Source organism: Paracoccus kondratievae, from assembly GCF_009301415.1.
Taxonomy (GTDB): domain Bacteria; phylum Pseudomonadota; class Alphaproteobacteria; order Rhodobacterales; family Rhodobacteraceae; genus Paracoccus; species Paracoccus kondratievae.
Map to the genome: position 1 here is coordinate 291,835 of NZ_CP045073.1, position 23,629 is coordinate 315,463.

22 protein-coding genes and 1 tRNA gene are annotated in these 23,629 nt (G+C 63.1%); 8 read left to right on the forward strand and 15 right to left on the reverse strand.

All coding sequences use genetic code 11. The annotated features are described in order from the left end of the window. Window positions 1-277 precede the first annotated feature (277 nt). Window positions 278-1,450, forward strand: coding sequence for an ATP-binding protein (locus F8A10_RS12795; RefSeq protein WP_152367527.1), 1,173 nt, complete (start codon window positions 278-280; stop codon window positions 1,448-1,450). Window positions 1,451-1,671: 221 nt separating this feature from the next. Here F8A10_RS12795 and F8A10_RS12800 read toward each other — a convergent pair whose 3' ends face one another. From F8A10_RS12800 to F8A10_RS12825, 6 genes are all read right to left on the reverse strand, one after another. Then, entirely contained in the window at window positions 1,672-1,965 is a 294-nt protein-coding gene (locus tag F8A10_RS12800; RefSeq protein ID WP_152366698.1) for a hypothetical protein, read from the reverse strand. A gap of 88 nt (window positions 1,966-2,053) precedes the next feature. Next, complete coding sequence (locus F8A10_RS12805; RefSeq protein ID WP_152366699.1) at window positions 2,054-2,341, reverse strand: type II toxin-antitoxin system RelE/ParE family toxin; 288 nt, start codon at window positions 2,339-2,341, stop codon at window positions 2,054-2,056. Further along, window positions 2,338-2,583 (reverse strand): type II toxin-antitoxin system ParD family antitoxin, encoded by a 246-nt coding sequence (locus F8A10_RS12810; RefSeq protein ID WP_152366700.1) that lies wholly within the window; start codon window positions 2,581-2,583, stop codon window positions 2,338-2,340. Before F8A10_RS12810 ends, F8A10_RS12805 begins: the two co-directional genes overlap by 4 nt. Window positions 2,584-2,687: 104 nt before the next feature. Further along, the gene (locus F8A10_RS12815) at window positions 2,688-4,049 is read right to left on the reverse strand and encodes a plasmid recombination protein (RefSeq protein WP_152367528.1); all 1,362 of its coding nucleotides are present in this window, start codon (window positions 4,047-4,049) and stop codon (window positions 2,688-2,690) included. Further along, on the reverse strand, window positions 4,042-4,899 hold the full coding sequence (locus F8A10_RS12820; RefSeq protein WP_010396088.1) for a hypothetical protein: 858 nt from the start codon (window positions 4,897-4,899) through the stop codon (window positions 4,042-4,044). The genes F8A10_RS12815 and F8A10_RS12820 overlap by 8 nt, the downstream gene beginning before the upstream one ends. Before the next feature lie 230 nt (window positions 4,900-5,129). Continuing rightward, a tRNA-Tyr gene (locus F8A10_RS12825) sits at window positions 5,130-5,213 on the reverse strand. 167 nt (window positions 5,214-5,380) lie between these two features. On the opposite strand from F8A10_RS12825, the gene rlmB reads away from it, so the two are divergent. The 3 genes from rlmB (at window position 5,381) to F8A10_RS12840 (ending at window position 7,330) form a co-directional block, all read left to right on the forward strand. Continuing rightward, a complete protein-coding gene (gene rlmB, locus F8A10_RS12830; protein WP_010396086.1) occupies window positions 5,381-6,178 on the forward strand; it encodes a 23S rRNA (guanosine(2251)-2'-O)-methyltransferase RlmB in 798 nt (265 codons plus the stop codon). Window positions 6,179-6,276: 98 nt separating this feature from the next. After that, a complete protein-coding gene (locus tag F8A10_RS12835) occupies window positions 6,277-6,690 on the forward strand; it encodes a YHS domain-containing (seleno)protein (protein ID WP_085501863.1) in 414 nt (137 codons plus the stop codon). A 187-nt stretch (window positions 6,691-6,877) separates the two neighbouring features. Further along, window positions 6,878-7,330, forward strand: coding sequence for a CoA-binding protein (locus F8A10_RS12840; protein WP_152367529.1), 453 nt, complete (start codon window positions 6,878-6,880; stop codon window positions 7,328-7,330). A 69-nt stretch (window positions 7,331-7,399) separates the two neighbouring features. Here the strand turns inward: F8A10_RS12840 and F8A10_RS12845 are convergent, their stop codons facing one another. Further along, window positions 7,400-8,419 (reverse strand): ribose-phosphate pyrophosphokinase, encoded by a 1,020-nt coding sequence (locus F8A10_RS12845; protein WP_010396076.1) that lies wholly within the window; start codon window positions 8,417-8,419, stop codon window positions 7,400-7,402. Window positions 8,420-8,500: 81 nt separating this feature from the next. Between F8A10_RS12845 and F8A10_RS12850 the strand changes: the two genes are divergently transcribed. Further along, window positions 8,501-9,100, forward strand: a complete 600-nt coding sequence (locus F8A10_RS12850; protein WP_010396074.1) for a 2-hydroxychromene-2-carboxylate isomerase — start codon at window positions 8,501-8,503, stop codon at window positions 9,098-9,100. Next, window positions 9,097-9,867 carry an alpha/beta fold hydrolase gene (locus F8A10_RS12855; protein ID WP_152367530.1) on the forward strand — a complete coding sequence of 257 codons (771 nt, stop codon included), beginning with the start codon at window positions 9,097-9,099 and terminating at the stop codon, window positions 9,865-9,867. Before F8A10_RS12850 ends, F8A10_RS12855 begins: the two co-directional genes overlap by 4 nt. A gap of 9 nt (window positions 9,868-9,876) precedes the next feature. Here F8A10_RS12855 and F8A10_RS12860 read toward each other — a convergent pair whose 3' ends face one another. From F8A10_RS12860 to F8A10_RS12890, 7 genes are all read right to left on the reverse strand, one after another. Then, complete coding sequence (locus tag F8A10_RS12860; RefSeq protein WP_227493500.1) at window positions 9,877-10,239, reverse strand: H-type lectin domain-containing protein; 363 nt, start codon at window positions 10,237-10,239, stop codon at window positions 9,877-9,879. Between the two features lie 91 nt (window positions 10,240-10,330). Next, window positions 10,331-10,777 carry a F0F1 ATP synthase subunit epsilon gene (locus F8A10_RS12865; protein ID WP_010396070.1) on the reverse strand — a complete coding sequence of 149 codons (447 nt, stop codon included), beginning with the start codon at window positions 10,775-10,777 and terminating at the stop codon, window positions 10,331-10,333. Between the two features lie 9 nt (window positions 10,778-10,786). Further along, on the reverse strand, window positions 10,787-12,211 hold the full coding sequence (atpD, locus tag F8A10_RS12870; RefSeq protein WP_010396066.1) for a F0F1 ATP synthase subunit beta: 1,425 nt from the start codon (window positions 12,209-12,211) through the stop codon (window positions 10,787-10,789). Window positions 12,212-12,229: 18 nt separating this feature from the next. Further along, a complete protein-coding gene (locus F8A10_RS12875; RefSeq protein ID WP_010396064.1) occupies window positions 12,230-13,102 on the reverse strand; it encodes a F0F1 ATP synthase subunit gamma in 873 nt (290 codons plus the stop codon). 12 nt (window positions 13,103-13,114) lie between these two features. Further along, window positions 13,115-14,650, reverse strand: a complete 1,536-nt coding sequence (gene atpA / locus F8A10_RS12880) for a F0F1 ATP synthase subunit alpha (protein ID WP_085501861.1) — start codon at window positions 14,648-14,650, stop codon at window positions 13,115-13,117. Beyond that, window positions 14,650-15,210, reverse strand: a complete 561-nt coding sequence (locus tag F8A10_RS12885; RefSeq protein WP_176224526.1) for a F0F1 ATP synthase subunit delta — start codon at window positions 15,208-15,210, stop codon at window positions 14,650-14,652. The genes atpA and F8A10_RS12885 overlap by 1 nt, the downstream gene beginning before the upstream one ends. Before the next feature lie 325 nt (window positions 15,211-15,535). Further along, on the reverse strand, window positions 15,536-16,324 hold the full coding sequence (locus F8A10_RS12890; RefSeq protein WP_010396058.1) for a methyltransferase domain-containing protein: 789 nt from the start codon (window positions 16,322-16,324) through the stop codon (window positions 15,536-15,538). A gap of 51 nt (window positions 16,325-16,375) precedes the next feature. On the opposite strand from F8A10_RS12890, the gene gloB reads away from it, so the two are divergent. Together gloB and clpA are read left to right on the forward strand one after the other, a co-directional pair. After that, the gene (gloB, locus tag F8A10_RS12895) at window positions 16,376-17,122 is read left to right on the forward strand and encodes a hydroxyacylglutathione hydrolase (RefSeq protein WP_152367531.1); all 747 of its coding nucleotides are present in this window, start codon (window positions 16,376-16,378) and stop codon (window positions 17,120-17,122) included. A 261-nt stretch (window positions 17,123-17,383) separates the two neighbouring features. Further along, window positions 17,384-19,705 (forward strand): ATP-dependent Clp protease ATP-binding subunit ClpA, encoded by a 2,322-nt coding sequence (gene clpA, locus F8A10_RS12900; RefSeq protein ID WP_010396055.1) that lies wholly within the window; start codon window positions 17,384-17,386, stop codon window positions 19,703-19,705. Window positions 19,706-20,124: 419 nt separating this feature from the next. Here clpA and mfd read toward each other — a convergent pair whose 3' ends face one another. After that, a complete protein-coding gene (gene mfd, locus F8A10_RS12905; RefSeq protein WP_152367532.1) occupies window positions 20,125-23,589 on the reverse strand; it encodes a transcription-repair coupling factor in 3,465 nt (1,154 codons plus the stop codon). Window positions 23,590-23,629: the final 40 nt, after the last annotated feature.

Consider the following 23,629-nt stretch of genomic DNA (forward strand, 5'->3'; position numbering starts at 1 on the left):
GCAAACCACATTCCGACCGCCCCCACGAGGCTGGGGCGGAATGCGGTTTGCGGCCGCCCAACGGGCGGCACCCTGCAAGCTGCCATCGACTAGAAGTCTTCCATCTCCAACCCGGCTTGGCTGCGCTTGCGCTGCACCGTTGGTTGTCATGCACAAGCCCGAAGACATGCAGCGGGCCGTCCGGCAGCTAGGCTCCTTGAAGTCAGCCCGGCAGCGGATAGGAACATAGTCCCCAATTAACCTTGCAAATCGGGAACTAATCTCCATAATTGCAAGGATGTTGATCGAGCGCCGTATCACCGAGACCGTGAAGTCCCTGCTGGACGACAGCCCCGCCGTTGCCCTGCTGGGGCCGCGCCAGGTAGGCAAGACCACGCTGGCCCAGGAGCTGGGGGATGCGCGCCCCTCGCTCTATCTCGATCTCGAATCCAGCGCCGACCGGGCCAGGCTCTCGGACCCCGAACTCTACCTTTTGGCGCATGAGGATAAGCTGGTCATCCTTGACGAGGTCCAGCGGGTGCCGGACCTGTTCCAGAACCTGCGCGGCCTGATCGACCGGGGGCGGCGCAAGGGGCTGAGGGCGGGCCGGTTCCTGCTGCTCGGCTCCGCTTCCATCGACCTGCTGCGGCAATCCGGCGAGACGCTGGCGGGCCGGATCGCATATGCCGAACTCGCCCCCCTCGATGCGCTGGAGGTTCCCGCTGCCGATCTGGACCGGCTCTGGCTGCGCGGCGGCTTTCCCGACAGCTTCCTCGCCAAGGGCGATCAGGCCAGCCTGCGCTGGCGGCGCGACTTCATCCGCACCTATCTGGAGCGCGACATTCCCGCACTCGGCCCCCGCATCGCGGCCGAGACGCTGCGGCGCTTCTGGACCATGCTGGCGCATCGGCAATCCGGCCTGTCGAACGCCGCCGAACTTGCCCGCGCGCTTGGGGTCGATGCCAAGACCGTCGCCTCCTATCTCGATCTGCTGGTCGATCTGATGCTGGTGCGCCGCCTGGAGCCCTGGCATGCGAATATCGGCAAGCGGCTGGTCAAGTCCCCGCGCATCTATGTGCGCGACACCGGCATCCTGCATGCCCTGCTGGGACTGACGACGCTGGACGACGTTCTCGGCCACCCCGTCGCGGGCGCCAGTTGGGAAGGACTGATCATCGAGACTGCCCATGCCCTGATGCCGGAAGGGACGCAGGCCCAGTTCTACCGCAGCGGGGCGGGGGCCGAGGTCGATCTGGTACTGACCCTGCCCGGCGGCGCGGTCTGGGCCGTCGAGGTCAAGCGCAATCTGGCGCCGAAGGTCGAGCGCGGCTTTCACTCGGCCTGCGAAGACCTGCAACCTGTGCGGCGGATCGTGGTCTATCCGGGGGGCGAGGCTTTCCCGCTGCCGAACGGCATCGAGGTGATGTCGCTGCACCAGTTCGGGCAGGATCTGCTGGCGCTTCATCCGTAAGCGATGCGTCCGCCCAGCGGGCAGTATTGGGGGATCGATCTTCTTCCTGGGCGGAGGAAGCTGGGTACCGGGGCGCAGCGCCCGGTCCGACATTTTGCGGGTGGTACGAAAGTACCGGGCCCCGCAAAATAATAGTCGGTCACTAATATTTGGCGAAATCCCCAAAAGTAGCCCATCCTAGCCTACAGATTAACCCGCCCTGCTGTGCGCTTCTGCGTCGATCAGATGCCCCCGGACAGATCGTCCAGGAAGGCCTGTTCGTCAGGCATACGGCGGAAGCCGGCAGCCCTGACCTGCGCCTGAAGCGCTGCAATCGGCCCGCCGGAACCCGGCACCGGTTCGCTCGCGGCCAAGCTGTCGTAAAACCCGCGCTCTTCCGGCCCCATCGCGCCCAGATCGTCGTCCGTCGCCAGTGCGTAGAGCCGGCGGCAGGCGCTGACGTCAAGCCGCGTTGCCTTGGTTCTGCCGGCCGCGAGCCGCGCCAGGACCGGATAATCGCTGAGCAGATAAGTCATCACCAAGCTCTCCACGCCCAAGGGGCGCATATGCCAATATTGCAATTTTACCCTTCGAGCATCGTGCCATCGCACAGACCCATGCTGGTCACAAATGCCGCTCGACGTCCTGTGCACCGTGCAGGATGCGGACGATTTCCAGCGTGTCGCCCAGATCCCGGAAGAAGATGACATGCGATCCGCTCAGGCATTTCAGATAGCCAGGCCGAACGTCAACCGGCCTGCCGCGCCCTTGCCCAGATGCCAGCGCGTGGCAGGTGTCGCGCAGTTCCTGCACATAGCGCCGGGCTTGCGCGAGGCCCCATTCGCCCTCCGTATAGTCCCAGATTGCCTCCAGATCGACCGTTGCCGCGACGGTGAAGGCCAACGCCTTCATGCGTTGCGACCGGCCATCTTGCGGGCAATGAACCGGTCGAGGTCGAAACCCTCCGCCCGGCCGGATTCCTCTCCGGCGATCAGGGCGTCCTGAAGGGCCTTTACCTTGGTCTCGTGCTCCTCCAGCAGCCGCAGCCCCGCCCGCACCACGTCGCTGGCCGAGCCATAGCGGCCCCCCTTCACCTGCGTGTCGATGAAGCTGACGAAGTGATCGCCGAGCGAAACCGAAGTGTTGCGGGACATACGGGCCTCCTGTGCGTCGATACCGGATATTACCAAGAAATCGTATCAGCCGCAATTGCCGGCTCTCTTCCGCCTGATGTGCATATTGGCATAAGCGCATGCTGTCATATGCCCCTCTGCGATGAAGCGTCTGGTCGAGAGCCGCGCGAATTCGTCAGCGCCTGCACCGCCCGCGCCTGATCCAGCCGCGTCTTTGCCTCGCCGGTGAAGGATTGCCATACTGGCGAGGCCTCGATGACTCCGGCCAGGGTCGAGGCTGTGTAGGTCGTGCCGAACGCCTGCTTCGCCCCATGGGCTACATAGGCCACGGTTTCCGGCCATTTCAGCCAGCGCGGACTGGCATCGGCGAGGCGATTGACCCAACCCGCAACCCTGCGCAGGAAGCCGGACAGACCGCCGAGCAGCCCCCGACCTGTCAGCGGCTGGCGCAGGGCTTCCAGCCCGTCGCTGAGAACCGGCGCCAGCGCGTTGTGCATTTCGCGGTTGCGATCTGCATCGTGATGCGTCCAGGCGCCCATCTGCCCCGGCGTCTCCAGCCGTTCCAGCAGCACCGGATCAGCATCGACCTGTCGGATGGCGGCGATCAGCCCGCCGGTCGCGATGGCATGCACCACCTCGGCCTCCCGAAGCCGTCTGGCGACCGTATCCTGCATGACCGCGTCGCGATGGCGCTCCTCCTCGTCGGCAAGGCGACGGGCTTCTGCGGCACGTTCGACGGCAATCTCGGCGTCCTTCTGCGCCTTCAGCCGTTCCTGTTCGGCCTTCCACGCTGCCCGATCCAGACGGCGGCGGCGCGGCCCCGTCCGGGCCTGCCCATGCTTCGCGCCGACCGCGGCGTGATAGCGGTCCTGCCAGCCGCGCATCGCCTGCTTGTAGCTGCGAGACGGCGAGCCGGACCAGCCGCTATCTTTGTGCCGGTCCTGCTCGCGATGGCCCTCGTGGCAGCGCTTGGCATCCATGCGCATATTGTCATCTGCACATATGGGCACCGCCAGCACATGCACATGCGGGTGGGCTTCATCGAGATGCTCGACGATGCTCAGCACCTCGGCGCCGTTACGCGCGGCATCGTCTCTGGCGAAGGCGATCACGTCCCTGCGCCAGCGCAGATACTCGGCTTGGTCCATGTCCTCGACCGGGTCGGGAAAGCTGAAGACGCTGGCGATCATAACATGCGTGTCCGAGCGGATGGTCCGCAAGGCGTCCTTTCGATCCGGCTGCTCCTTGCGCAGCTGACGCAGCAGCTTGTTCTGCTCGGCGATGCGCTGTTCGATCAGGGCGACCACCTCCGAGGGCCGGATGCCTTCGAGGATGGTGGGCGGCTGCGGATTTTCGACATGCGGGCAGGCCCCGTCCAGCCGCTCGGCCTCATCCGCGACCTCGCTGACCGACCGGCTCTTGCTGTTGCCCTTGCGCGAATAGGTCTGCTTGTGCGCGAAGATCGATTTGCCGCTACGCTCAGACATAACGCAAGCCCTCGCTGAAGCCTGCGGCGCGCACTTCGCTGCGGGAAACCAGCTCCAGGTCCAGCGCCATACGGACCTGCCCGACGCTGAGCGTTCGACACAAAGGGTGACGGGATTTGATCCAGTCGGCAGTTTTTGCCGCATGCGCCGGGGTGGGCACCTGAGGCGATTCCGGCTCGTCCGCGATGTAATCGCGCCAGCGGCCCACCCTGAACCAGTTATCCGAGAAGCAGACCTTTGAGCGCGTATAGCCTGCGGTCTCCAGCGCATAGCGCTTTACAGCCGAGAGAAGCTTTTCATACCCGACCTCCTGCATGGCAGCCTCAACGTGGTGCAGGCAGGCCGCTTCGTTGCGACATCGGTCGGTTGGATAGGCCTTCAATATCTCAAGAGATTCAGCCGCCGCCTCGCGCGCGCCTGCGCGCGAAGGTGGTTTATGGATGGTTTCAGGATGGTTTGGGGTCCGCTGTGGACGGGGTACCGGGTCCGCAGCGGACCCCGTTCCGGGTTCACGGTAGACCCCGTCCTCTGTGGACCCCGTCTCATCATCGGGTTCGGCAATGCCCTCCAGGGTGCGGACGGCGGCAAGGGAAATGCGATAGACGACGGTAAAACCGTTCTTGCAGGCACGGCGGCCGGTCTCGATCAGGATGCCTTCGTTCAGGAATTCGTTGATCGTGCGCTTGACGGTGGTTTCGCCAAGCTCGGTGTAGCGCTGGATCGTTCCCTTGGAACACCAGATGCCCGACCCGTCATCGCTGGCCTTGTCGGCCAGAAACATGATGATCTGTTTTCGCACCGGACTACCGAAGCGCCGCCCGGCGCAAAGATTCGCGACCTTCCAGCTCATGCTGCACCTCCCCACGGGGTTGCGCGGCGGGAAACTGTGACATATTCTTTTGTCAGAAGACCTTTGACAGTGCCGTCGGATGGAGTGCCAGCTCCTCCGGCGGCTTTCTTTTGCACAGACAAGGCCCGGAACTGCGGGACACCTGCGTCATAACCTATTGATTTGTATACTGCCGCATTGCACGAATGCGGGACACCACTTCGTTGATTTCGTTCAGTTTTCAGAAGAAGTGGTGGGCGACCCTGGAATCGAACCAGGCATGGGTCTCCCCGGCGGAGTTACAGTCCGCTGCCGCACCTTGCAGCACGTCGCCCGCCGAACGCTTTCGGCGTGTGGAGGGGTGATTATCCCGCCCGGCGCAGGGCGTCAAGCAGGGATCAGGGGAAAAGTTGTGGCCAGCCATCTGTTTCGACCATCCCGCAGCAGAACTTGCAATTTCCCGCATTTTCTGCGCAGTCGGAACGACAGCCGGGGACAGGATATGGCCGAGAAACCGCAGAAAACCAAAAAACCCGCCTGGGTCATCGACAAGGAACGCGCCCGCCGCGCCGCCGCAGCCGAAACGCTGTGGCTATTCGGCCTGCATGCGGTGCGCGATGCGCTGGCTAACCCCCGCCGCGAAAAGCTGCGCCTGGTCGTCACTCGCAATGCGCTTGATCGTCTGGGCCCTCTGCCAGAGGGGACCGAACCAGAAATCACCGATGCCCGGACCTTTGACAAGGCCGTACCATTGGCACCCGACAGCGTCCATCAGGGCGCCGCACTGGAGGTCAGGCCACTTGCCTGGGGCAAGCTTGAGGATCTGGCGCTGTCCGGACCGGGGCGCCCGTTGATGGTGGCGCTGGACCGCGTGACCGATCCGCATAACGTAGGCGCAATCCTGCGCTCGGCCGAGGTCTTTGGCGCACGGGCAGTTATCGCCCCGGCCCGCCATTCCGCACCCGAAACCGGGGCACTGGCCAAGACCGCCTCGGGCGCGCTGGAACGCCAGCCCTATCTGCGCGTCACCAACCTTGCCGATGCGCTGATCGAGCTGAAGGCCATGGGCTATACCGTCCTTGGGCTCGACGGGACCGGGCAAGAAACCCTGCCCGAGACCCTGCGCGCCCTCTCGGGTCGTGCGATCTGCCTGGTGCTTGGCGCCGAGGGACCGGGGCTGCGCGAACGCACACGCGAAACCTGCGATCATATCCTGCGTATCCCGTTTGCAGCCGATTTCGGCTCGCTCAACGTCTCGAACGCGGCGGCCGTGGCGCTTTACGCCGCTTCACAGAGCTGAGCGGTGCCATCACAACGGCGCTAGAAAGCGCCCGTCCCGGTTGAGAATCGCAAGGCGATTTGCCAGATCCATAGGCAACCCTCAGCCTATGCGCAGCCATGATTCGACCGATTCTCGCCAGCCTGTTCCTTTTCCTGCCCGCCAACGCGACGATGGCAGAGGATTGGGCGCTCGACGGTATGGACCCGGTCTCATACGGGATGGAGAATGCGGCCGTTCCGGGGCGTAACGATCTGGTCACCGTCTGGCGAGGTCAGGCCTGGCATTTTGCCAGCGAGCATAACCGCAACCTTTTCGAAGCAAACCCCAAGGCCTATGCGCCGGGGTTGGGCGGACTTTGCGTCGTCGCCCTGTCCGAAGGGCGCTCAGAGCCCGGCAATCCGCGCTATTTCGTGGTCATTGGCCAGCGAACCTATCTGGTGCGCTCTGAACGGGCACGCGAGCGGCTTTTAGCCGACCCACAGGGCATTCTGATGCGCGCAAAAGCCGTTTGGGTGCGACTTAATCCCTAAAAATTCACTTTCTCGTGATAACGATGGAACCATTTCGCCACAGTTCCCATTTATTTATTGGACATGACCTCGGAACGGTCATGTTCAGATCACTGTCCCTCGTTCCGCGACTTGCGCCCGGCCAGCACTCTGGACCGGGCGCTTTTTCCATGCCACTTTCGGTTGAGATCTTTGGGGGAGGATCAGAATGAATCTGGCCATACTTCGCGACACAGGCAGTTCGCCGGTTGATGACGACATAGCGCGGATCGCGCGCACCGCCCGCTGCATTGCCATCGTCGGCCTGTCGCCGAACGAGGTGCGTCCGTCATGGGGCGTTGCGCGCTATCTGAAATCTCAGGGCTATCTAATCGTGCCGGTCAACCCGACGCATGCTGGCAGCATGATTCTGGATGAGCATGTCTATCCTGACCTGCGTTCGATCCCGCCCGAAATCGAGGTCGACATGGTGGATATCTTCCGCCGCGTCGACGCAGTGCCCGCCATAGTCGATGAGGCCATCGCTCATCTGCCGAAGCTGCGCACGATCTGGATGCAGCTTGGCATCAGCCATCCGCAGGCCACCGCCCGGGCGCGCGCCCGTGGTCTGACGGTGATCGAGGATCGTTGCCCCAAGATCGAATTCCCGCGCTTTCTTTGAATGAACAGGACCACAGATCGCGAAACAGCCCCTGCCCGCGATCCGTGGCCCTGATTGATTTCCGGACGATCAGAAGCCCGAATAAAGCCCTTCGTAGATCGGGCCCAGCGTCCCCACCTCGAACAGCGAGCTGACCGAGGTGCCGTTCCAGATGTTCAGAATCGCCTGAGCAAACATCGGCGCCGTGGGTACGATGCGGATGTTCGTGGCCGATTTCACCTTGGCGCCCGGCTCGATCGAATCTGTGATGACCAGCGATTTCATCACCGAATTCTGAACCCGCTCGACCGCCGGGCCGCTAAGCACACCATGGGTGATATAGGCGTGAACCTCGGTCGCGCCATGCTCGGTCAGCACCTGTGCAGCCTTGCACAAGGTACCAGCGGTGTCACAGATATCGTCAACGATGATGCAGGTCTTGCCGGTCACATCACCGATCACCGTCATCTCGGCGACTTCGCCCGGCTTTTCGCGGCGCTTGTCCACGATGGCGAGCGGTGCGCCGATCCTTTGTGCAAGTTCACGTGCCCGGGCAACACCGCCAACGTCAGGCGAAATCACCATCAGGTCCGACATGCGGTCACGGAAGTGATGTTTGATATCCAGTGCAAAGACCGGGGCAGCATAAAGGTTGTCCACCGGAATATCGAAAAAGCCCTGAATCTGGGCGGCATGCAGGTCCAGCGTCAGAACCCGGTCAACGCCTGCCTCGGTCAGCAGGTTCGCAACCAGTTTGGCGCTGATAGGCGTGCGGGCCTTGGCGCGGCGGTCCTGCCGGGCATAGCCGAAATAGGGGATGACCGCCGTGATACGTGCCGCAGACGAGCGCCGCAGCGCATCGGTCATGATCAGCAGCTCCATCAGGTTGTCGTTGGCCGGGTTCGAGGTCGGCTGGATGATGAACATGTCCTCGCCGCGGACGTTCTCATAGACCTCGACAAAGATTTCCTGATCGTTGAAGCGTTCGACCCGCGCCTCGATCGGGGCGACATTCATCCCGCGATGCATCGACATGCGGCGGGCGATCGCGGTGGCCAGAGGCCGGTTCGCATTTCCCGCGATGAGCTTGGGTTCGGTCATGGCCGGCATGGGCGTGTCCTGTCTGGATTCGTGCGATTGCACCCCGCTTAGCACCGGGCTAGCCTGCTCGCAAACCCCGAGGATAAAACCATGGCGCATATCGACTATTACTTCGGCACACCCAGCCCCTGGGCCTATCTCGCCGGAAACCGGCTGGAGGAAATCGCCGCCCGGCACGGCGCAACGATCACCTACAAGCCTGTCGATCTGCTACAGCTCTTTGACCGCACCGGCGGCATCCGCCCGGCGAACCGCCATCCCTCGCGCATGGAGTACCGCGCACAAGAGCTGCGCCGCTGGTCCGGACATCTGGGTCAGCCGCTGAACCTGAGGCCCGCCTTCTGGCCCGTGAACCCCGCGCCCTCGTCCTATGCGATCATTGCCGCGCAAGAGGCCGGCGGCGGCGATCTGGCTGGCCTGGTGCAAAGTTTCCTGCGCGGGGTCTGGGCAGAAGAGGCCGACATCGCCGATGACGCGGTGATCCGTGACAAACTCTCTGCGGCAGGTTTTGACCCCGAACTTGCCAACAAAGGCCTGTTCATCGGTGCCGAGACCTTTGCACGCAACCTTGAGCAAGCGGTCGAGGACGGCGTCTTTGGCGCCCCCTTCTACATCGTGCGCGAAACGGGTGAGCGGTTCTGGGGTCAGGACCGGCTGGACTTTCTTGACCGGCATCTGGCCTCACTGTGAGCGTGCTGCATCTAAGGCAATGGCCGGGGAACCAGGATCGCCCGGCACTGGCGCTGCATTGCATGATGGGCAATGGCGTCTATTGGGGTCCGATTGCCGAGACTCTGCGTGATCATGTGCGGATCAGCGCGCCTGACCTGCCCGGCCACGGGCAAAGCCCGGATTGGGATGGCGGGACGCCTGACTACCACACCTTTACCACGCGCGCCGTTGCCGCGCTGATCGACCGGCCGCTGGATCTGATCGGTCACAGCATGGGGGCGACCGTCGCCCTGCGCATCGCCGTCGCCGCGCCCGAGGCCGTACGAAGCCTGACCCTGATCGAGCCAGTGCTCTTTGCCGCCGCGCCCGACGCTCATAACGACGCATTGATGGCCGAGGTCGAGGCCAAGCTGAAAGCAGGCGAAGATGCCGAGGCGGCACGAGCCTTTCTTGCCTGCTGGGGCGGGCTGGACTGGGATGCACAGACGCCTGCGGGCCGGGCGCGGCTTGCGCGGCAAATTCACCTTGTTCACGCCAGCAACGAGGCGCTGCGCCATGACGCGGCCAATATCCTGCGTCCTGACGGGCTAGAGGCTATCGACGCGCCGGTACTGATCATCATGGGTGAAGAGTCCCCGCCCGTCATTCCCGCGATTGCGGATGCTCTGGCTGCGCGGATGCCTGATGTCGGTCGCGCCCGCGTACCCGGAGCAAGCCATATGCTGCCGATCACCCATCCACGCCAGGTGGCCGAGCTGATCGCGCTGAACCTCGAACGGGCCTGAGGCCGGCGTTCAGCCGACCTCCCAATCGTCATGGTGGCGCAGCGGGCCAATGGCCATCCAACTGGCCCGCACCCGCGCAACACGCGTGTCGCCCCAGGTCCGGAATTGCAGCTCAAATCCTGTCTCGGTCACGTTCGCCGCGCGGATATCGGCGCGCTGGTTGGCGCCGCAATCAATATCCCACATCGTCAGTGAAACATGGACTACCGGTGGCTCAATAAAGGGCTCGTCAAACTGGACCTGCTGGGCCTCGACCCGAGGCCCCTCTCCGGTCCACATCGGGCCGCCACTCTCGAATGCCGAGAACATCTCGGTCGTGCCCTGAGCGACCCCAACGGCAAACTGGCCAAAATGTCGCAGGAGTCCCTCCAATCTTCCATGAAAGATGATCGCGGAAAAGAATAAAGCCCCGGAAAAACCGGGGCTTACTATGGGACTTACTACCGTTGGCGTCAATTCCCCGTCAGTGCGGGAAATTGGCCTGATTGGGGTCCAGCCCGATGTGCGTGCCAAGCGCCTCCATATCGGCCAGCAGCTTGACCGCGGCGGCGACCAGCTCTTCTCCGGCGGATTCGCGTTCCTTGGCGGTCTCAACGCGACGACGGGCCTGAGCCATCATTTCGTTAAAGACCTCTTGCGTCATCTCGGCGCGCGGATGTCCGCGTTCGGCCAGCAGGCTGACGGATTCACCGTTGATCTCGGCGAAACCGCCGGTCACAGCAAATTCCGTCTCGGTCCCGTCGGCCGCAACCACAGTCACCAGACCGGGGCGCAGATTGACGATGGCCGGAGCATGGCCGGGCATCGCCGTCAGATCGCCTTCGGCGCCGGGCAGGCGCACCTCGCGCGCCGCAACGGAAAGCAGGTTCCGTTCCGGCGAGACGAGGTCGAACTGCATCGTATCGGCCATATCGCCCCCTTACGCCGCGTCAGCGGCGAGGCGCTGCGCCTTGGCTTTCACGTCCTCGATGCCGCCGACCATGTAGAAGGCCGCTTCCGGCAGGTGGTCGTATTCGCCGGCAACCACCGCTTTGAAGGACTTGATCGTGTCCTCAAGCGGCACCTGCACACCGTCCGAGCCGGTGAAGACTTTCGCCACGTCGAAGGGCTGCGACAGGAAGCGCTGGATCTTCCGGGCGCGGGCCACGGTCAGCTTGTCCTCTTCCGACAGTTCGTCCATGCCGAGAATGGCGATGATGTCCTGCAGCGACTTGTATTTCTGCAGGATACCCTGAACGTCGCGCGCAACCTGATAGTGCTCTTCGCCAACGATCGCCGGATCAAGGATCCGCGAGGTCGAGTCGAGCGGGTCCACAGCCGGGTAGATACCAAGCTCGGAGATGGCGCGCGACAGAACCGTGGTGGCGTCGAGGTGGGCAAACGAGGTCGCCGGAGCCGGGTCGGTAAGGTCGTCGGCCGGAACGTAGATGGCCTGCACCGAGGTGATCGAGCCGCTCTTGGTCGAGGTGATCCGCTCTTGCAGGGCGCCCATGTCGGTCGCCAGCGTCGGCTGATAACCCACGGCCGAGGGAATACGGCCCAGAAGCGCCGACACCTCGGAACCCGCCTGCGTAAAGCGGAAGATGTTGTCGACAAAGAACAGAACGTCAGTGCCCGACTGGTCGCGGAACTGCTCGGCCAGGGTCAGACCGGTCAGCGCCACGCGCATCCGCGCACCCGGAGGCTCGTTCATCTGGCCATAGACCAGAGCCACCTGCGATTCCGACAGGTTGTCAGGCTTGATAACGCCCGATTCCACCATCTCATGGTACAGGTCGTTACCTTCGCGGGTACGCTCGCCCACACCGGCGAACACCGAGTAGCCCGAGTGCACTTTGGCGATGTTGTTGATCAGTTCCATGATCAGAACCGTCTTACCAACACCGGCGCCGCCGAACAGGCCGATCTTACCACCCTTGGAGTAGGGCGCGAGCAGGTCGATAACCTTGATACCGGTAACCAGGATCTCGGACGCGGTCGCCTGAGCGGCGAAGTCCGGAGCCGGCTGGTGGATGGCGCGGGTCTGGCTTGCGTCAACCGGACCGCCTTCGTCCACCGGCTCACCAACCACGTTCAGGATCCGGCCCAGAGTCGCGTCACCAACCGGCACGGTGATCGGGCCGCCGGTGTCGCGCACGGCCAGACCACGGACCAGACCTTCGGTCGCGTCCATCGCGATGGTGCGGACGGTGTTCTCACCCAGGTGCTGAGCCACTTCCAGCACCAGACGCTTGCCGTTGTTTTCAGTCTCGAGTGCGTTCAGAATCGCCGGAAGCGGGCCGTCGAACTGCACATCGACGACGGCGCCGATCACCTGCGTGATTTTTCCCTTGGCCTCTGCCATGTGTTTAACCCCTACGTGTCAGAGCGCCTCTGCGCCCGAGATGATTTCAATCAGTTCTTTGGTGATCGCGGCCTGACGCGAGCGGTTATATTCCGTCGTCAGCCTGTCGATCATGTCACCGGCGTTGCGGGTCGCGTTGTCCATGGCGGTCATCCGCGCACCCTGTTCCGAAGCCGCGTTTTCCAGCAGCGCGGCAAAGACCTGCGTGGCCACCGCACGCGGCAGCAGGTCGTTCAGGATCGCGCCTTCGTCCGGTTCATAGTCGTAAAGCGCCGAGGCCGCGGCCTCGCCTTCCTCGACTACCGCCGGGATGACCTGCAGGGCCGTCGGCACCTGGCTGATCACCGATTCGAAGCGGTTGAAGAACAGCGTCGCCACGTCGAACTCGCCAGCGTCAAAGCGGGCGAGGATTTCGTCCGCAATGTCGCGCGCATTCTCATAGCCGATACGTTTGACCTCGCTCATGTCGACGTGATGGACAAAGAGGGCGCCGTATTCGCGCTTGAGCTGTTCGCGACCCTTTTTGCCTACGGTCAGGATCGACACCTGCTTGCCCTGCGCCTGCAGCTCTTGCAGGCGCAGCCGGGCGAGCTTGACGATGGACGAGTTGAATCCGCCCGCAAGCCCGCGTTCGGAGGTCATCACCACCAGAAGGTGGCGACGATCTTCGCCGGTGCCGGCCAGCAGGCGCGGTGCCGCGGCCGAACCAGCCGCAGCGGCGGTCAGGCCAGCGATCACCGCCGACATCCGGTCGGCATAGGGGCGCGCGGCCTCGGCCGCTTCCTGCGCACGGCGCAGTTTCGCGGCGGCGACCATCTGCATCGCCTTGGTGATCTTGCGCGTGTTCTTGACGCTGCCGATCCGGTTCTTGAGGTCCTTGAGGCTGGGCATCTATCCCTCCTCTCAGGCGTAGGTCTTGGCGTAGCCGTCCAGCGCTGCCTTGATCGCATCCTCAAGCTCGCCCGCAACCTTGCGGTCGTTCTTGGTCATGTCCTCAAGCAGATCAGCCTTCTGGTTGCGCAGGTACTGGATCAGGCCGCGCTCCCACTTGGTCACGTCCCTGACCGGGATGCTGTCCAGATAGCCTTTCGTACCGGCATAGATGACGATCACGATTTCGGCGTTGGTCAGCGGCGAGTACTGCGGCTGTTTCATCAGCTCGGTCAGGCGCGCACCACGGTTCAGCAGCTTTTGCGTCGCCGCGTCGAGGTCCGAACCAAACTGGGCAAAGGCAGCCATTTCGCGGTACTGCGCCAGTTCCAGTTTCACCGGGCCGGCGACCGATTTCATCGCTTTGGTCTGGGCGGCCGAACCAACGCGCGACACCGACAGACCGGTGTTCACGGCCGGGCGGATACCCTGGAAGAACAACTCGGTTTCCAGGAAGATCTGGCCGTCAGTGATCGAGATCACGTTGGTTGGGATATAGGCCGACACGTCGCCCGCCTGGGTTTCGATGATCGGCAGCGCGGTCAGCGAGCCGGCGCCATTGGCGTCGTTCAGCTTGGCCGAACGCTCAAGCAGACGCGAATGCAGGTAGAAAACGTCACCCGGATAGGCTTCACGCCCCGGCGGACGGCGCAGCAGCAGCGACATCTGGCGATAGGCGACAGCCTGTTTCGACAGGTCGTCATAGATGATCAGCGCATCCATGCCGTTGTCGCGGAAATATTCGCCCATGGCGGTCGCCGAATAGGGCGCCAGATACTGCATCGGTGCGGGGTCCGAAGCGGTCGCGGCCACGACGGTCGTGTAGGCCATGGCGCCCGTTTCTTCGAGCTTTTTTACCAGCTGGGCGACGGTCGAACGCTTTTGACCCACTGCGACATAGATGCAGTGCAGGGTCTTCATGCCGTCGGCTTCGCGGCCGTTGTAGTTCGCCTGGTTCAGGATGGTGTCCAGAGCGATGGCGGTTTTGCCGGTCTGACGGTCGCCGATGATCAGCTCGCGCTGGCCGCGGCCGATCGGGATCATGGCGTCGACCGACTTGAGGCCGGTGGCCATCGGCTCGTGCACCGATTTGCGCGGCATGATGCCCGGCGCCTTGACGTCGGCGATGCGGCGCTCCGAGGCGTTCAGCGGGCCTTTGCCGTCGATCGGGTTACCAAGCGCGTCAACGACGCGGCCAAGCAGTTCTTTGCCGGCCGGGACTTCCACGATGGTGCCGGTCCGTTTGACGGTGTCACCTTCCTTGATGTCGCGGTCATCGCCGAAAATCACGATACCGACGTTGTCGGCTTCAAGGTTCAGGGTCATCCCGCGGATGCCGCCCGGGAATTCGACCATCTCACCGGCCTGAACCTTGTCCAGGCCATAGACGCGGGCGATACCGTCACCGACGGACAGCACCTGCCCGACCTCGGCCACCTCGGCGTCCTGACCGAAATTCTTGATCTGATCCTTGAGGATGGCCGAGATTTCGGCTGCCTGGATTCCCATTATCCGACCTCTTTCATAGCATTCTGGAGGGAGGCGAGCTTCGAGCGGATCGAGCTGTCGATCATCTGCGAGCCCAGTTTGACGATCATGCCGCCGATGAGGCTTTCATCGACGCGCGCGTTCAGTTTCACCTTCTTGCCCGATTTGGCGGCCAGTGTTTCCGCCAGACGGGTCCTCTGTTCGTCGCTCAGCGCCTGGGCGCTGACCACATCAGCCGTCACCTCGCCCTTGGCGTCGGCGATCAGCGTGCGCAGCCGGGCAACGAATTGCGGCAGTGCAAACAGCCGGCGGTTGCGGGCCATCAGCCGCAGCGTATTGGCCAGTTCAGCCGACAGGCCCATGCGCCCGGCCAAAGCCGTAACCGCAACCTCCTGCTGCTGCCGGTCATAAATGGGCGAGAGGGTCAGATCGCGCAGGTCCTTGCTGGCGTCATAGGCCGAGGCCAGATCGTCGATCTGGGCAGACAGGGCGTCGATACCGCCCGCATCCCTGACCAGATCGAACAGGGCCTGCGCATAACGCCCGGCGATATCAGCGGAAATCGAAGCGGAATTGGCCACGGTCATCCTTCCGGTTAGCGCAAGCTCCGCAGGCGGGCCGGCTGAAGGGCCGGTCTGTCGCGGAGCGCGGGTCCAAGGGGCGGCTCTGGCACAATCCGGCTGGAGCCTTCCCGAAAATCTGCGGCGTCTCTAGCAGGTGATTTTCGCTGCCGCAACCGCCTTGAACACGGAAATATGAGGGTTTGCGACCCTTGGTGGAGCGCCGCTACGACCGATTGCGCAAACAGTCCGTCTCTGTGGCCCTGTTACCCCAACGCCCACTGGCAAAGATTCGCCCAAAGCGACCGGCGACCGGCGTGAGGATTCGCCTTCGCAAGGGGGGCGTTCAGCCCGGTCCCGGATCGCGGGCGATGCGACCGGCGCCCTGCCCGGCGGGCCGGGGTCGTGCGATCCCCTCCAGCACGTCAAGCGGGCTCGGAACGCTGACCCCCCTGCCCCGCCCGACCGGAGCAGGCACCTGCTTGCTGAACTCGGTCAGAACCAGTCCCGCGACCAGCACCTGACTGATACGCAGGCCTGCCCGCTCCCACATCTGGGCGCTTTTAAGCCAGAACCGCCGATCCGAGGGCGGGATATAAAGCGCGGCTCCGGTGCGCTCGGTGACGAAACCCGCCGCCCGCGCCTGCACCTCAAGCTGACCGGCAGTATAGCTGCGCCCAAAGCCGAACGGCGTCGTCTCGGAGCGCGCCCACAGCCCGGCCCGGTTGGGCACCATCACCATCAGCCGACCGCCGGGGCCCAGGACCCGCCACGCCTCGTCCATCACCACCGACGGATGATCGGCGGTCTCTAGCGCATGCAAAAGCACCAGCCGATCCACACTGCCGGTATCCAGCGGCCAGGCTGTTTCTTCGCACAGGACCGAGCAATTGGGCAGGCCGACCGGCCAGGCCATCACCCCCTGCGGACCCGGCATCAACGAGATCACCCGCCGCGCACGCCCCAGATAGGGCCGCATCAGCGGTGCAGCAAAGCCATATCCCGCCACGGTCATGCCCTGCGCCTGATCGGGGGGCCACAGGTCTGTCAGACGGTCGCGCAATATGCGCTGTACCACCCGCCCCAGCGCGCGGGTATAGTAGAACTTACGTAGCTCGAATACATCGTGATGCATTGCGCCTCCGGCTTCGCAGCGCCAGAGTGCGGCAAAGAAAGGAATTTGCCAATGCCGCTGGAACTCGTCCCTGTCCGCTGTCTGACCGACAACTATGCCTGGCTTGTGCACGGCAACGGACAGACCGCATTGATAGACGCCCCGGAAGCAGAGCCGATTCTACACGAACTCCGTGCACGTGGCTGGTCATTGAGCCAGATCGCGCTGACCCATCACCATGACGATCATATTCAGGCGGTGCCTGAACTTGTAGCCGCAACCGGCGCCGTAGTAATCGGCAATGCCGACGATGCCACGCGTCTGCCAGCGTTAGATCAGGCCGTGCGGCCCGGTGAGAAATTTGATCTTTGCGGAGAAACGGCCGGGGTCATTGACGTTCCCGGCCACACCATCGGTCATGTCGCCTTTCACCTGCCCGGATCGGCGATGGTTTTTACCGCCGACAGCCTGATGGCGCTTGGCTGCGGCCGCCTGTTCGAAGGCGATGCCGACACGATGTGGGCCTCGCTCTCACGCCTGAACGCGCTGCCCGCCGAAACACTGGTCTGCTCGGGGCACGACTACTGCCGCGGCAACGGCGCCTTTGCCCTGTCGGTCGATCCTGATAACGCCGCGCTGCAACAGCGGCTGACCGAAACCACGACAGGCGCACGCCCTTGCGCCCCCTCGACCCTGGCCGAGGAACGGGCAACAAATCCCTTCCTGCGCGTACGCGAACTGGCGGCCTCGCTGGGCCTTGCCGGTGCTCCGGACGCCAAAGTCTTTGCCGAGCTGCGGGCGATGAAGGACCGATTCTGACCCTATTTGTGACACGGCAAGAAAATTCGCCTCCGCCCCGCAGATATTCCGTTAACCGGATTTCCCACCGGCCAGATGCTTGAAATCCGGCCAGCCGGATATCACATCTGCCTCAACGGCGGAAAAATCCGCATGAGCGGAAGCAAATACCGCTTGAATTGCGCGAAAATCCACCAATTCTTAACTGTATCGTGACAGTCTGGTCAGGTGGACCGCTAAATCTGGCGGCCCAAACCGCCAGCCGACTGACAGGAGCTTGAAGTGCCGTCCTTTTCGACCTCCCTGGAACAGGCCATCCATGCTGCGCTCGCGCTGGCCAACGAACATCGCCATGAGCTTGCCACGCTAGAGCATCTGTTGCTCGCGCTGACGGAGGAACCCGACGCCGTAAAGGTAATGCGGGCATGCAATGTCGACCTGGACGAGCTGCGCCGCATGCTGGTCGAGTTCATCGAAGATGATCTCTCGACCCTTATCACCGATGTAGAGGGTTCCGAGGCCGTCCCCACCGCCGCTTTCCAGCGCGTAATCCAGCGCGCCGCGATTCATGTCCAAAGCTCGGGCCGGACCGAGGTGACCGGGGCGAACGTCCTTGTCGCCATCTTCGCCGAGCGGGAATCGAACGCCGCCTTCTTCCTGCAAGAGCTGGATATGACACGCTATGACGCGGTGAATTTCATCGCCCATGGCGTGGCAAAAAACCCGTCCTTCTCGGAAAACCGCACGATTCAGGGCGCTGAACAGCAAGCCGAGCAAGCCCAGACCGAACAGGGGCAGGGTAAGGACGAATCCGCGCTGGCAAAATACTGTGTCAACCTGAACAAGAAAGCCTCCAAAGGCGATGTTGATCCGCTGATCGGCCGCGCCGACGAGGTTGAGCGTTGCATTCAGGTCCTCTGCCGCCGCCGCAAGAACAACCCGCTTTTGGTGGGCGATCCCGGTGTCGGCAAGACTGCGATCGCCGAGGGGCTGGCGCTCAAGATCACCCGAGGCGAAACGCCCGAGGTGCTGGCGGGCTCGACCATTTTCTCGCTGGATATGGGCGCCCTTCTGGCCGGTACCCGGTATCGCGGCGACTTCGAGGAACGGCTGAAAGCCGTGGTCAAGGAACTGGAAGAGCATCCTGACGCCATCCTCTTCATCGATGAGATCCATACTGTGATCGGCGCGGGCGCAACCTCTGGTGGCGCAATGGATGCCTCGAACCTGCTCAAGCCCGCGCTCGCCGGCGGCAAGCTGCGCTGCATGGGCTCGACCACCTACAAAGAGTTCCGCCAGCATTTCGAAAAGGACCGCGCCTTGTCGCGGCGCTTCCAAAAGATTGACGTGAACGAGCCGACCGTGCCCGACACGATCAAGATCCTCATGGGGCTGAAACCGAGCTTCGAAAAGCACCACGATCTGCGTTACACCAATGACGCGATCCGCACCGCTGTCGAGCTTTCGGCTCGCTACATCCACGACCGTAAGCTGCCCGACAAGGCCATCGATGTGATCGACGAGGCCGGAGCGGCCCAGCATCTGGTCGCGGAAAGCAAGCGCCGTAAGACGATTGGCCCGAAAGAGATCGAGGCAGTCGTGGCCAAAATTGCCCGCATCCCGCCCAAGAACGTCTCCAAGGACGATGCGGCAGTGCTGAAGGATCTCGAGGCGACGCTGAAACGTCTGGTCTTTGGTCAGGATGCAGCGATCGAGGCACTGGCCTCTTCGATCAAACTGGCACGGGCTGGCCTGCGTGAGCCGGAAAAACCGATCGGTAACTATCTCTTTGCCGGCCCCACTGGCGTCGGTAAGACAGAGGTCGCCAAGCAGCTCGCCTCGACCCTCGGGGTCGAACTGCTGCGCTTTGACATGTCCGAGTATATGGAGAAACATGCCGTCAGCCGGTTGATCGGCGCGCCTCCGGGCTATGTCGGCTTCGATCAGGGCGGGCTTCTGACCGATGGTGTGGACCAGCATCCGCATTGCGTGCTGCTGCTCGACGAGATCGAAAAGGCCCATCCGGATGTCTACAACATCCTGCTTCAGGTCATGGACCACGGCAAACTGACCGATCACAATGGTCGTCAGGTGGACTTCCGCAACGTGATCCTGATCATGACCTCGAACGCGGGCGCCGCCGATCAGGCCAAGGCTGCTTTCGGTTTCGGGCGCGAACGCCGCGAGGGCGAGGATACCGCCGCCATCGAACGGACCTTCACGCCAGAATTCCGCAACCGGCTGGATGCCGTCATCAGCTTCGCGCCGCTCGCGCGCGAAATCATCGTACAAGTGGTCGAGAAATTCGTGCTGCAGCTTGAAGCCCAGCTCATCGACCGCGGCGTCCATATCGAACTCAGCTCAGAAGCGGCCGACTGGCTGGCCGAGCGTGGATATGACGAACAGATGGGCGCCCGCCCTCTTGGCCGGGTGATTCAGGAATGGATTAAAAAGCCCCTGGCCGAAGAACTGCTGTTCGGCCGCCTGACCAAAGGCGGCGTGGTCCGGGTCCGGATCGAAGACGACAAACCTGTCTTCGACATCACTGGTCCCGAAACGCCCCGGATCAGCAATACCCGGCCACCCCTTCTGACAGCTGACTAACCGAAACTCAAAAGGGCGGCACAATCGTGCCGCCCTTCACCTATTCTGGGATCGGATCACCAACCAGAGTTTCAAAGCGAAATCTGGCTGGCCTTGCGAGACCGTTGGGCACAGTCCCGGAAAATCCCTGCGACGCTGAGAGGCCGCGCTACGCCAATGTCTGAACGGGCGCCGCAGACGTCGCAGATTTCTGAGGACACCACACGCGGCCCACCCCCAAGGCACGAGGCACGAGGCACGCTGGAAACAGCTAAGCCCGGCGCCCCCGCGCAACCATCGCCTCGGCAAGAAAAACCGCCACCCAATCAAACCTCCGATGACACCTCAACCGCCACCTCGGCTTCTTTCGTGTCTAAATATCCATCACACCTCCGGCGGCAAAGCCTCCGGAGGTGCAAACATCATAACCGTCATTCTGGTTATGCTTTGGCGTTGCCTTCCTTGATCCTGGCCGCCAGTTCCTTGGCGATGGCAAAGCTGCCCTTGATACGGTCGGCTTCCGTCGCCCAATCGCGCAAAAGCACGATCCGGTTATCAGTGATCTTTGCCTGCCCGCGCTGGTCGTGAATGAACTCCACCAGCCCGGCAGGGTTCGGAAACTTGTCGCCGTGGAACTGAATGGTCGCGCCTTTCGGACCAGCATCCAGCTTGGCAATATTGGCACGCTTGGCCATTGCCTTGATGCGAATGACCAGCAGCAGCGTGTTAACCTCACGCGGCAGGGGGCCAAACCGGTCAATAAGCTCGGCCGCAAAACCCTCAAGCTCGACTTTGGTGGTCAGCTCGGCCAACCGGCGATAAAGGCCCAACCGTACATCCAGATCCGGCACATAGCTTTCGGGGATCGTAACCGGCACCCCAAGGTTCAGTTGCGGGGCCCATTCGTCCTCGGGCGTGCCCTCGATTTCGCCGGATTTCAGCTTGGCGATCGTCTCTTCCAGCATCTGCTGGTACAGCTCAAAGCCCACCTCCTTGATATGGCCAGACTGCTCCTCACCCAAAAGGTTGCCTGCGCCGCGCAGATCAAGGTCCTGCGAGGCAAGGTTGAAGCCCGCCCCAAGACTGTCGATGGCGCCCAGGAACTTGAGCCGCCGGATCGCTTGCGGCGTCAGCGGCACACGCGGCTTGGTTGTCAGATAGCAGTAAGCCCGGGTTTTCGAGCGGCCGACCCGCCCACGGATCTGGTAGAGCTGAGCAAGGCCGAACATATCGGCACGCCAGACCACCATGGTATTGGCGGTCGGGATATCCAGTCCCGATTCGACAATAGTGGTTGCCAGAAGCACATCCGCCCCACGGTCGTAAAAGGCGTTCATCCGCTGATCCAGATCGCCTGCCGCCAACTGGCCATGGGCGACGATATAGTTGACCTCGGGCACATGCTCCTTGAGCCACTCCTCGACCTCGGGCAGATCGGCCAGGCGCGGCACGACAAAGAAGCTCTGTCCACCACGGTATTTCTCTCGCAGCAGCGCCTCACGGATGGTTACCCCGTCGAATTCGCTGACATAAGTACGGATCGACAGCCGATCGACCGGCGGAGTGCCGATGATCGACAGATCACGCACCCCGGTCAACGACAGTTGCAGCGTGCGAGGGATCGGCGTCGCAGTCAGGGTCAGAACATGGATGTCGCTGCGCAGCTCTTTCAGCCGCTCTTTATGGGCGACACCAAAATGCTGTTCTTCGTCCACGATCAGCAGGGTCAGGTTCTTGAAGCGCACCTGTTTCGACAGCACCGCATGGGTGCCGACGACGATATCAACCGTACCCTCGGCCAGCCCCTTGCGGGTTTCGGCCGCATCCTTGGCCGAGACAAAGCGCGACAGCGGCCGGACATTGATCGCGGTGCCGCGGAAACGTTCGGCAAAGGTGCGGAAATGTTGCCGCGCAAGCAGCGTCGTCGGCGCAACCACCGCAACCTGCCCACCCTGTGAGGCAGCAATGAAGGCCGCGCGCATGGCGACCTCGGTTTTGCCAAAACCGACATCGCCGACCACCAGCCGATCCATTGGCCGCCCGGCGGCCAGATCCTCGGTCACGTCAACGATGGCGGCCGCCTGATCCTCGGTTTCGGCATAGGGAAAGCGTGCAGCAAAGCTTTCCATCTCATGATGTTCGGGCTCAAGCACGGGCGCAGGACGCAGCAGGCGTTCGGCGGCCACCCGCATCAGCCGGTCGGCGATCAGCTTGATCCGCTCTTTCAGCCGGGCCTTGCGGGCCTGCCATGCGCCGCCGCCCAGCTTATCGAGCAGCCCTTCTTCATGCCCGTAACGGCTCAGCAGTTCGATATTCTCGACCGGCAGATACAGCCGGTCTCCGCCCGCATACTCCAGCGCCACACAGTCATGCGGCACGCCAAGAGCCATGACGGTCTCAAGCCCGGTATAGCGCCCGATGCCATGTTCGACATGAACGACCAGATCGCCGGGGGAAAGCGTAGTGGTATCGCGCAGGAAATTTTCGGCCTTGCGACGCTTTTTCGCGCCCCGGATCAGCCGGTCGCCCAGCACATCCTGTTCCGAGATTACGGCCAGCCGCCCGGTGGCCGAACCATCCGAGACAAAGCCTTCTTCCAGTGGCCAGACCGCCAACCCCAGCGCGCCGGGTTGCTCGGGCAGGTCGCGCAGATCGGTGATGGGTTTTGCACCCTGCACGCCTTCATCGGCGATCAGGCCGGCCAGCCGCTCGCGCGCGCCTTCGGAAAAGCTGGCGATCACCACCCTATGCGTCGATTGCAGTTTGCGCAGATGGTCGGCCAGTGCGGTAAAAAGATTACCCTTTTCGGCCTGACGCTCGGGTGCGAAGTTACGCCCGATCCGACCCCCTGCGTCCAGAATGCCCGGACCGGGCGGCTGCGGCAGGACCGAAAGGCGCAGCACGCGATGCGCCGCCAGCCAGCGCGACCATTCGGCCTCATCGGGGAACATCTCGGCAGGGGGGACCGGGCGATAGACCGTGTCCGAGCCGCCCTTGCGAGCCAGCGCCTCGCGCCGGGCCTCGAATTGCTCGGTAATCGTATGCCAGCGCGCATCGCGGACCTGATCAAGATGATCGTCCGTCATCACCGAGGCGCCGGGCAGATAGTCAAACAGACTTTCCAGCCGCGCATGGAACCAGGGCAACCAATGTTCCATCCCCGCCATCTTGCGGCCGGCGCTTATCCCCTCATACAGCGGATCATTCGCCCCGCCGCCATATTCGGCACGGTAGTTCTGGCGAAAACGGGTAATTGCAGCCTCATCCAGAATCACCTCGGACATGGGCGCAAGCTCGATCCGGTCCAGCTTTTCGATCGAGCGTTGCGTCTCGGCGTCGAAACGCCGCGCGCCATCCAGCACATCGCCGAACATATCCAGCCGGATCGGCCCCGATTCGCCCGGAGGATAGATGTCGATGATCCCGCCCCGAACGGCAAAATCGCCGGGCTCAGTCACGGTCGGGGCCTGCGAAAAGCCCATGCGCGACAAAAAGGCGCGCAGGCCCGCCTCATCCATCCGGTCACCCACCGCGGCAGAAAAGCCCGCATCGCGCAGCACCTCGCGCGCAGGTACGCGCTGCATGGCGGCGGACAGCGTCGTCAGCAGGATCAACGGGCCTTTCAGCGCACCATGAGCCAGCGCCGTCAGCACCGCCATCCGCGCAGCCATCACGCCGGGCGCGGGTGAGACCCGGTCATAGGGGGTCGTGTCCCAGGCAGGAAACTCAAGCACCACCGCGCCGGGGGCGAAAAAGGCCAGCGCCGCGCGCATCGCGGCCATGCGCCGGTCGTCGCGGGCGATATGGATGACCGGGTTGCCACGGGCCAGCTCGCGCGCGAGCAGCGCGGCATCCATGCCTTCGGGCGCGCCGGAAAGGATCAGGTGTTCGGGATGAGCGGACATGGACGGTGAGGTAAACCCGGTACAGCCGAAGTCAAGGCCG

What these genes read in the sequence shown, in the direction of transcription:
- F8A10_RS12795 (WP_152367527.1), top strand. Translation starts at nt 278, where the DNA reads ATGTTGATCGAGCGCCGTATCACCGAGACCGTGAAGTCCCTGCTGGAC.
- F8A10_RS12800 (WP_152366698.1), bottom strand. Translation starts at nt 1,965, where the DNA reads ATGACTTATCTGCTCAGCGATTATCCGGTCCTGGCGCGGCTCGCGGCC.
- F8A10_RS12805 (WP_152366699.1), bottom strand. Translation starts at nt 2,341, where the DNA reads ATGAAGGCGTTGGCCTTCACCGTCGCGGCAACGGTCGATCTGGAGGCA.
- F8A10_RS12810 (WP_152366700.1), bottom strand. Translation starts at nt 2,583, where the DNA reads ATGTCCCGCAACACTTCGGTTTCGCTCGGCGATCACTTCGTCAGCTTC.
- F8A10_RS12815 (WP_152367528.1), bottom strand. Translation starts at nt 4,049, where the DNA reads ATGTCTGAGCGTAGCGGCAAATCGATCTTCGCGCACAAGCAGACCTAT.
- F8A10_RS12820 (WP_010396088.1), bottom strand. Translation starts at nt 4,899, where the DNA reads ATGAGCTGGAAGGTCGCGAATCTTTGCGCCGGGCGGCGCTTCGGTAGT.
- rlmB (WP_010396086.1), top strand. Translation starts at nt 5,381, where the DNA reads ATGGCCGAGAAACCGCAGAAAACCAAAAAACCCGCCTGGGTCATCGAC.
- F8A10_RS12835 (WP_085501863.1), top strand. Translation starts at nt 6,277, where the DNA reads ATGATTCGACCGATTCTCGCCAGCCTGTTCCTTTTCCTGCCCGCCAAC.
- F8A10_RS12840 (WP_152367529.1), top strand. Translation starts at nt 6,878, where the DNA reads ATGAATCTGGCCATACTTCGCGACACAGGCAGTTCGCCGGTTGATGAC.
- F8A10_RS12845 (WP_010396076.1), bottom strand. Translation starts at nt 8,419, where the DNA reads ATGCCGGCCATGACCGAACCCAAGCTCATCGCGGGAAATGCGAACCGG.
- F8A10_RS12850 (WP_010396074.1), top strand. Translation starts at nt 8,501, where the DNA reads ATGGCGCATATCGACTATTACTTCGGCACACCCAGCCCCTGGGCCTAT.
- F8A10_RS12865 (WP_010396070.1), bottom strand. Translation starts at nt 10,777, where the DNA reads ATGGCCGATACGATGCAGTTCGACCTCGTCTCGCCGGAACGGAACCTG.
- atpD (WP_010396066.1), bottom strand. Translation starts at nt 12,211, where the DNA reads ATGGCAGAGGCCAAGGGAAAAATCACGCAGGTGATCGGCGCCGTCGTC.
- F8A10_RS12875 (WP_010396064.1), bottom strand. Translation starts at nt 13,102, where the DNA reads ATGCCCAGCCTCAAGGACCTCAAGAACCGGATCGGCAGCGTCAAGAAC.
- atpA (WP_085501861.1), bottom strand. Translation starts at nt 14,650, where the DNA reads ATGGGAATCCAGGCAGCCGAAATCTCGGCCATCCTCAAGGATCAGATC.
- F8A10_RS12890 (WP_010396058.1), bottom strand. Translation starts at nt 16,324, where the DNA reads ATGCATCACGATGTATTCGAGCTACGTAAGTTCTACTATACCCGCGCG.
- gloB (WP_152367531.1), top strand. Translation starts at nt 16,376, where the DNA reads ATGCCGCTGGAACTCGTCCCTGTCCGCTGTCTGACCGACAACTATGCC.
- mfd (WP_152367532.1), bottom strand. Translation starts at nt 23,589, where the DNA reads ATGTCCGCTCATCCCGAACACCTGATCCTTTCCGGCGCGCCCGAAGGC.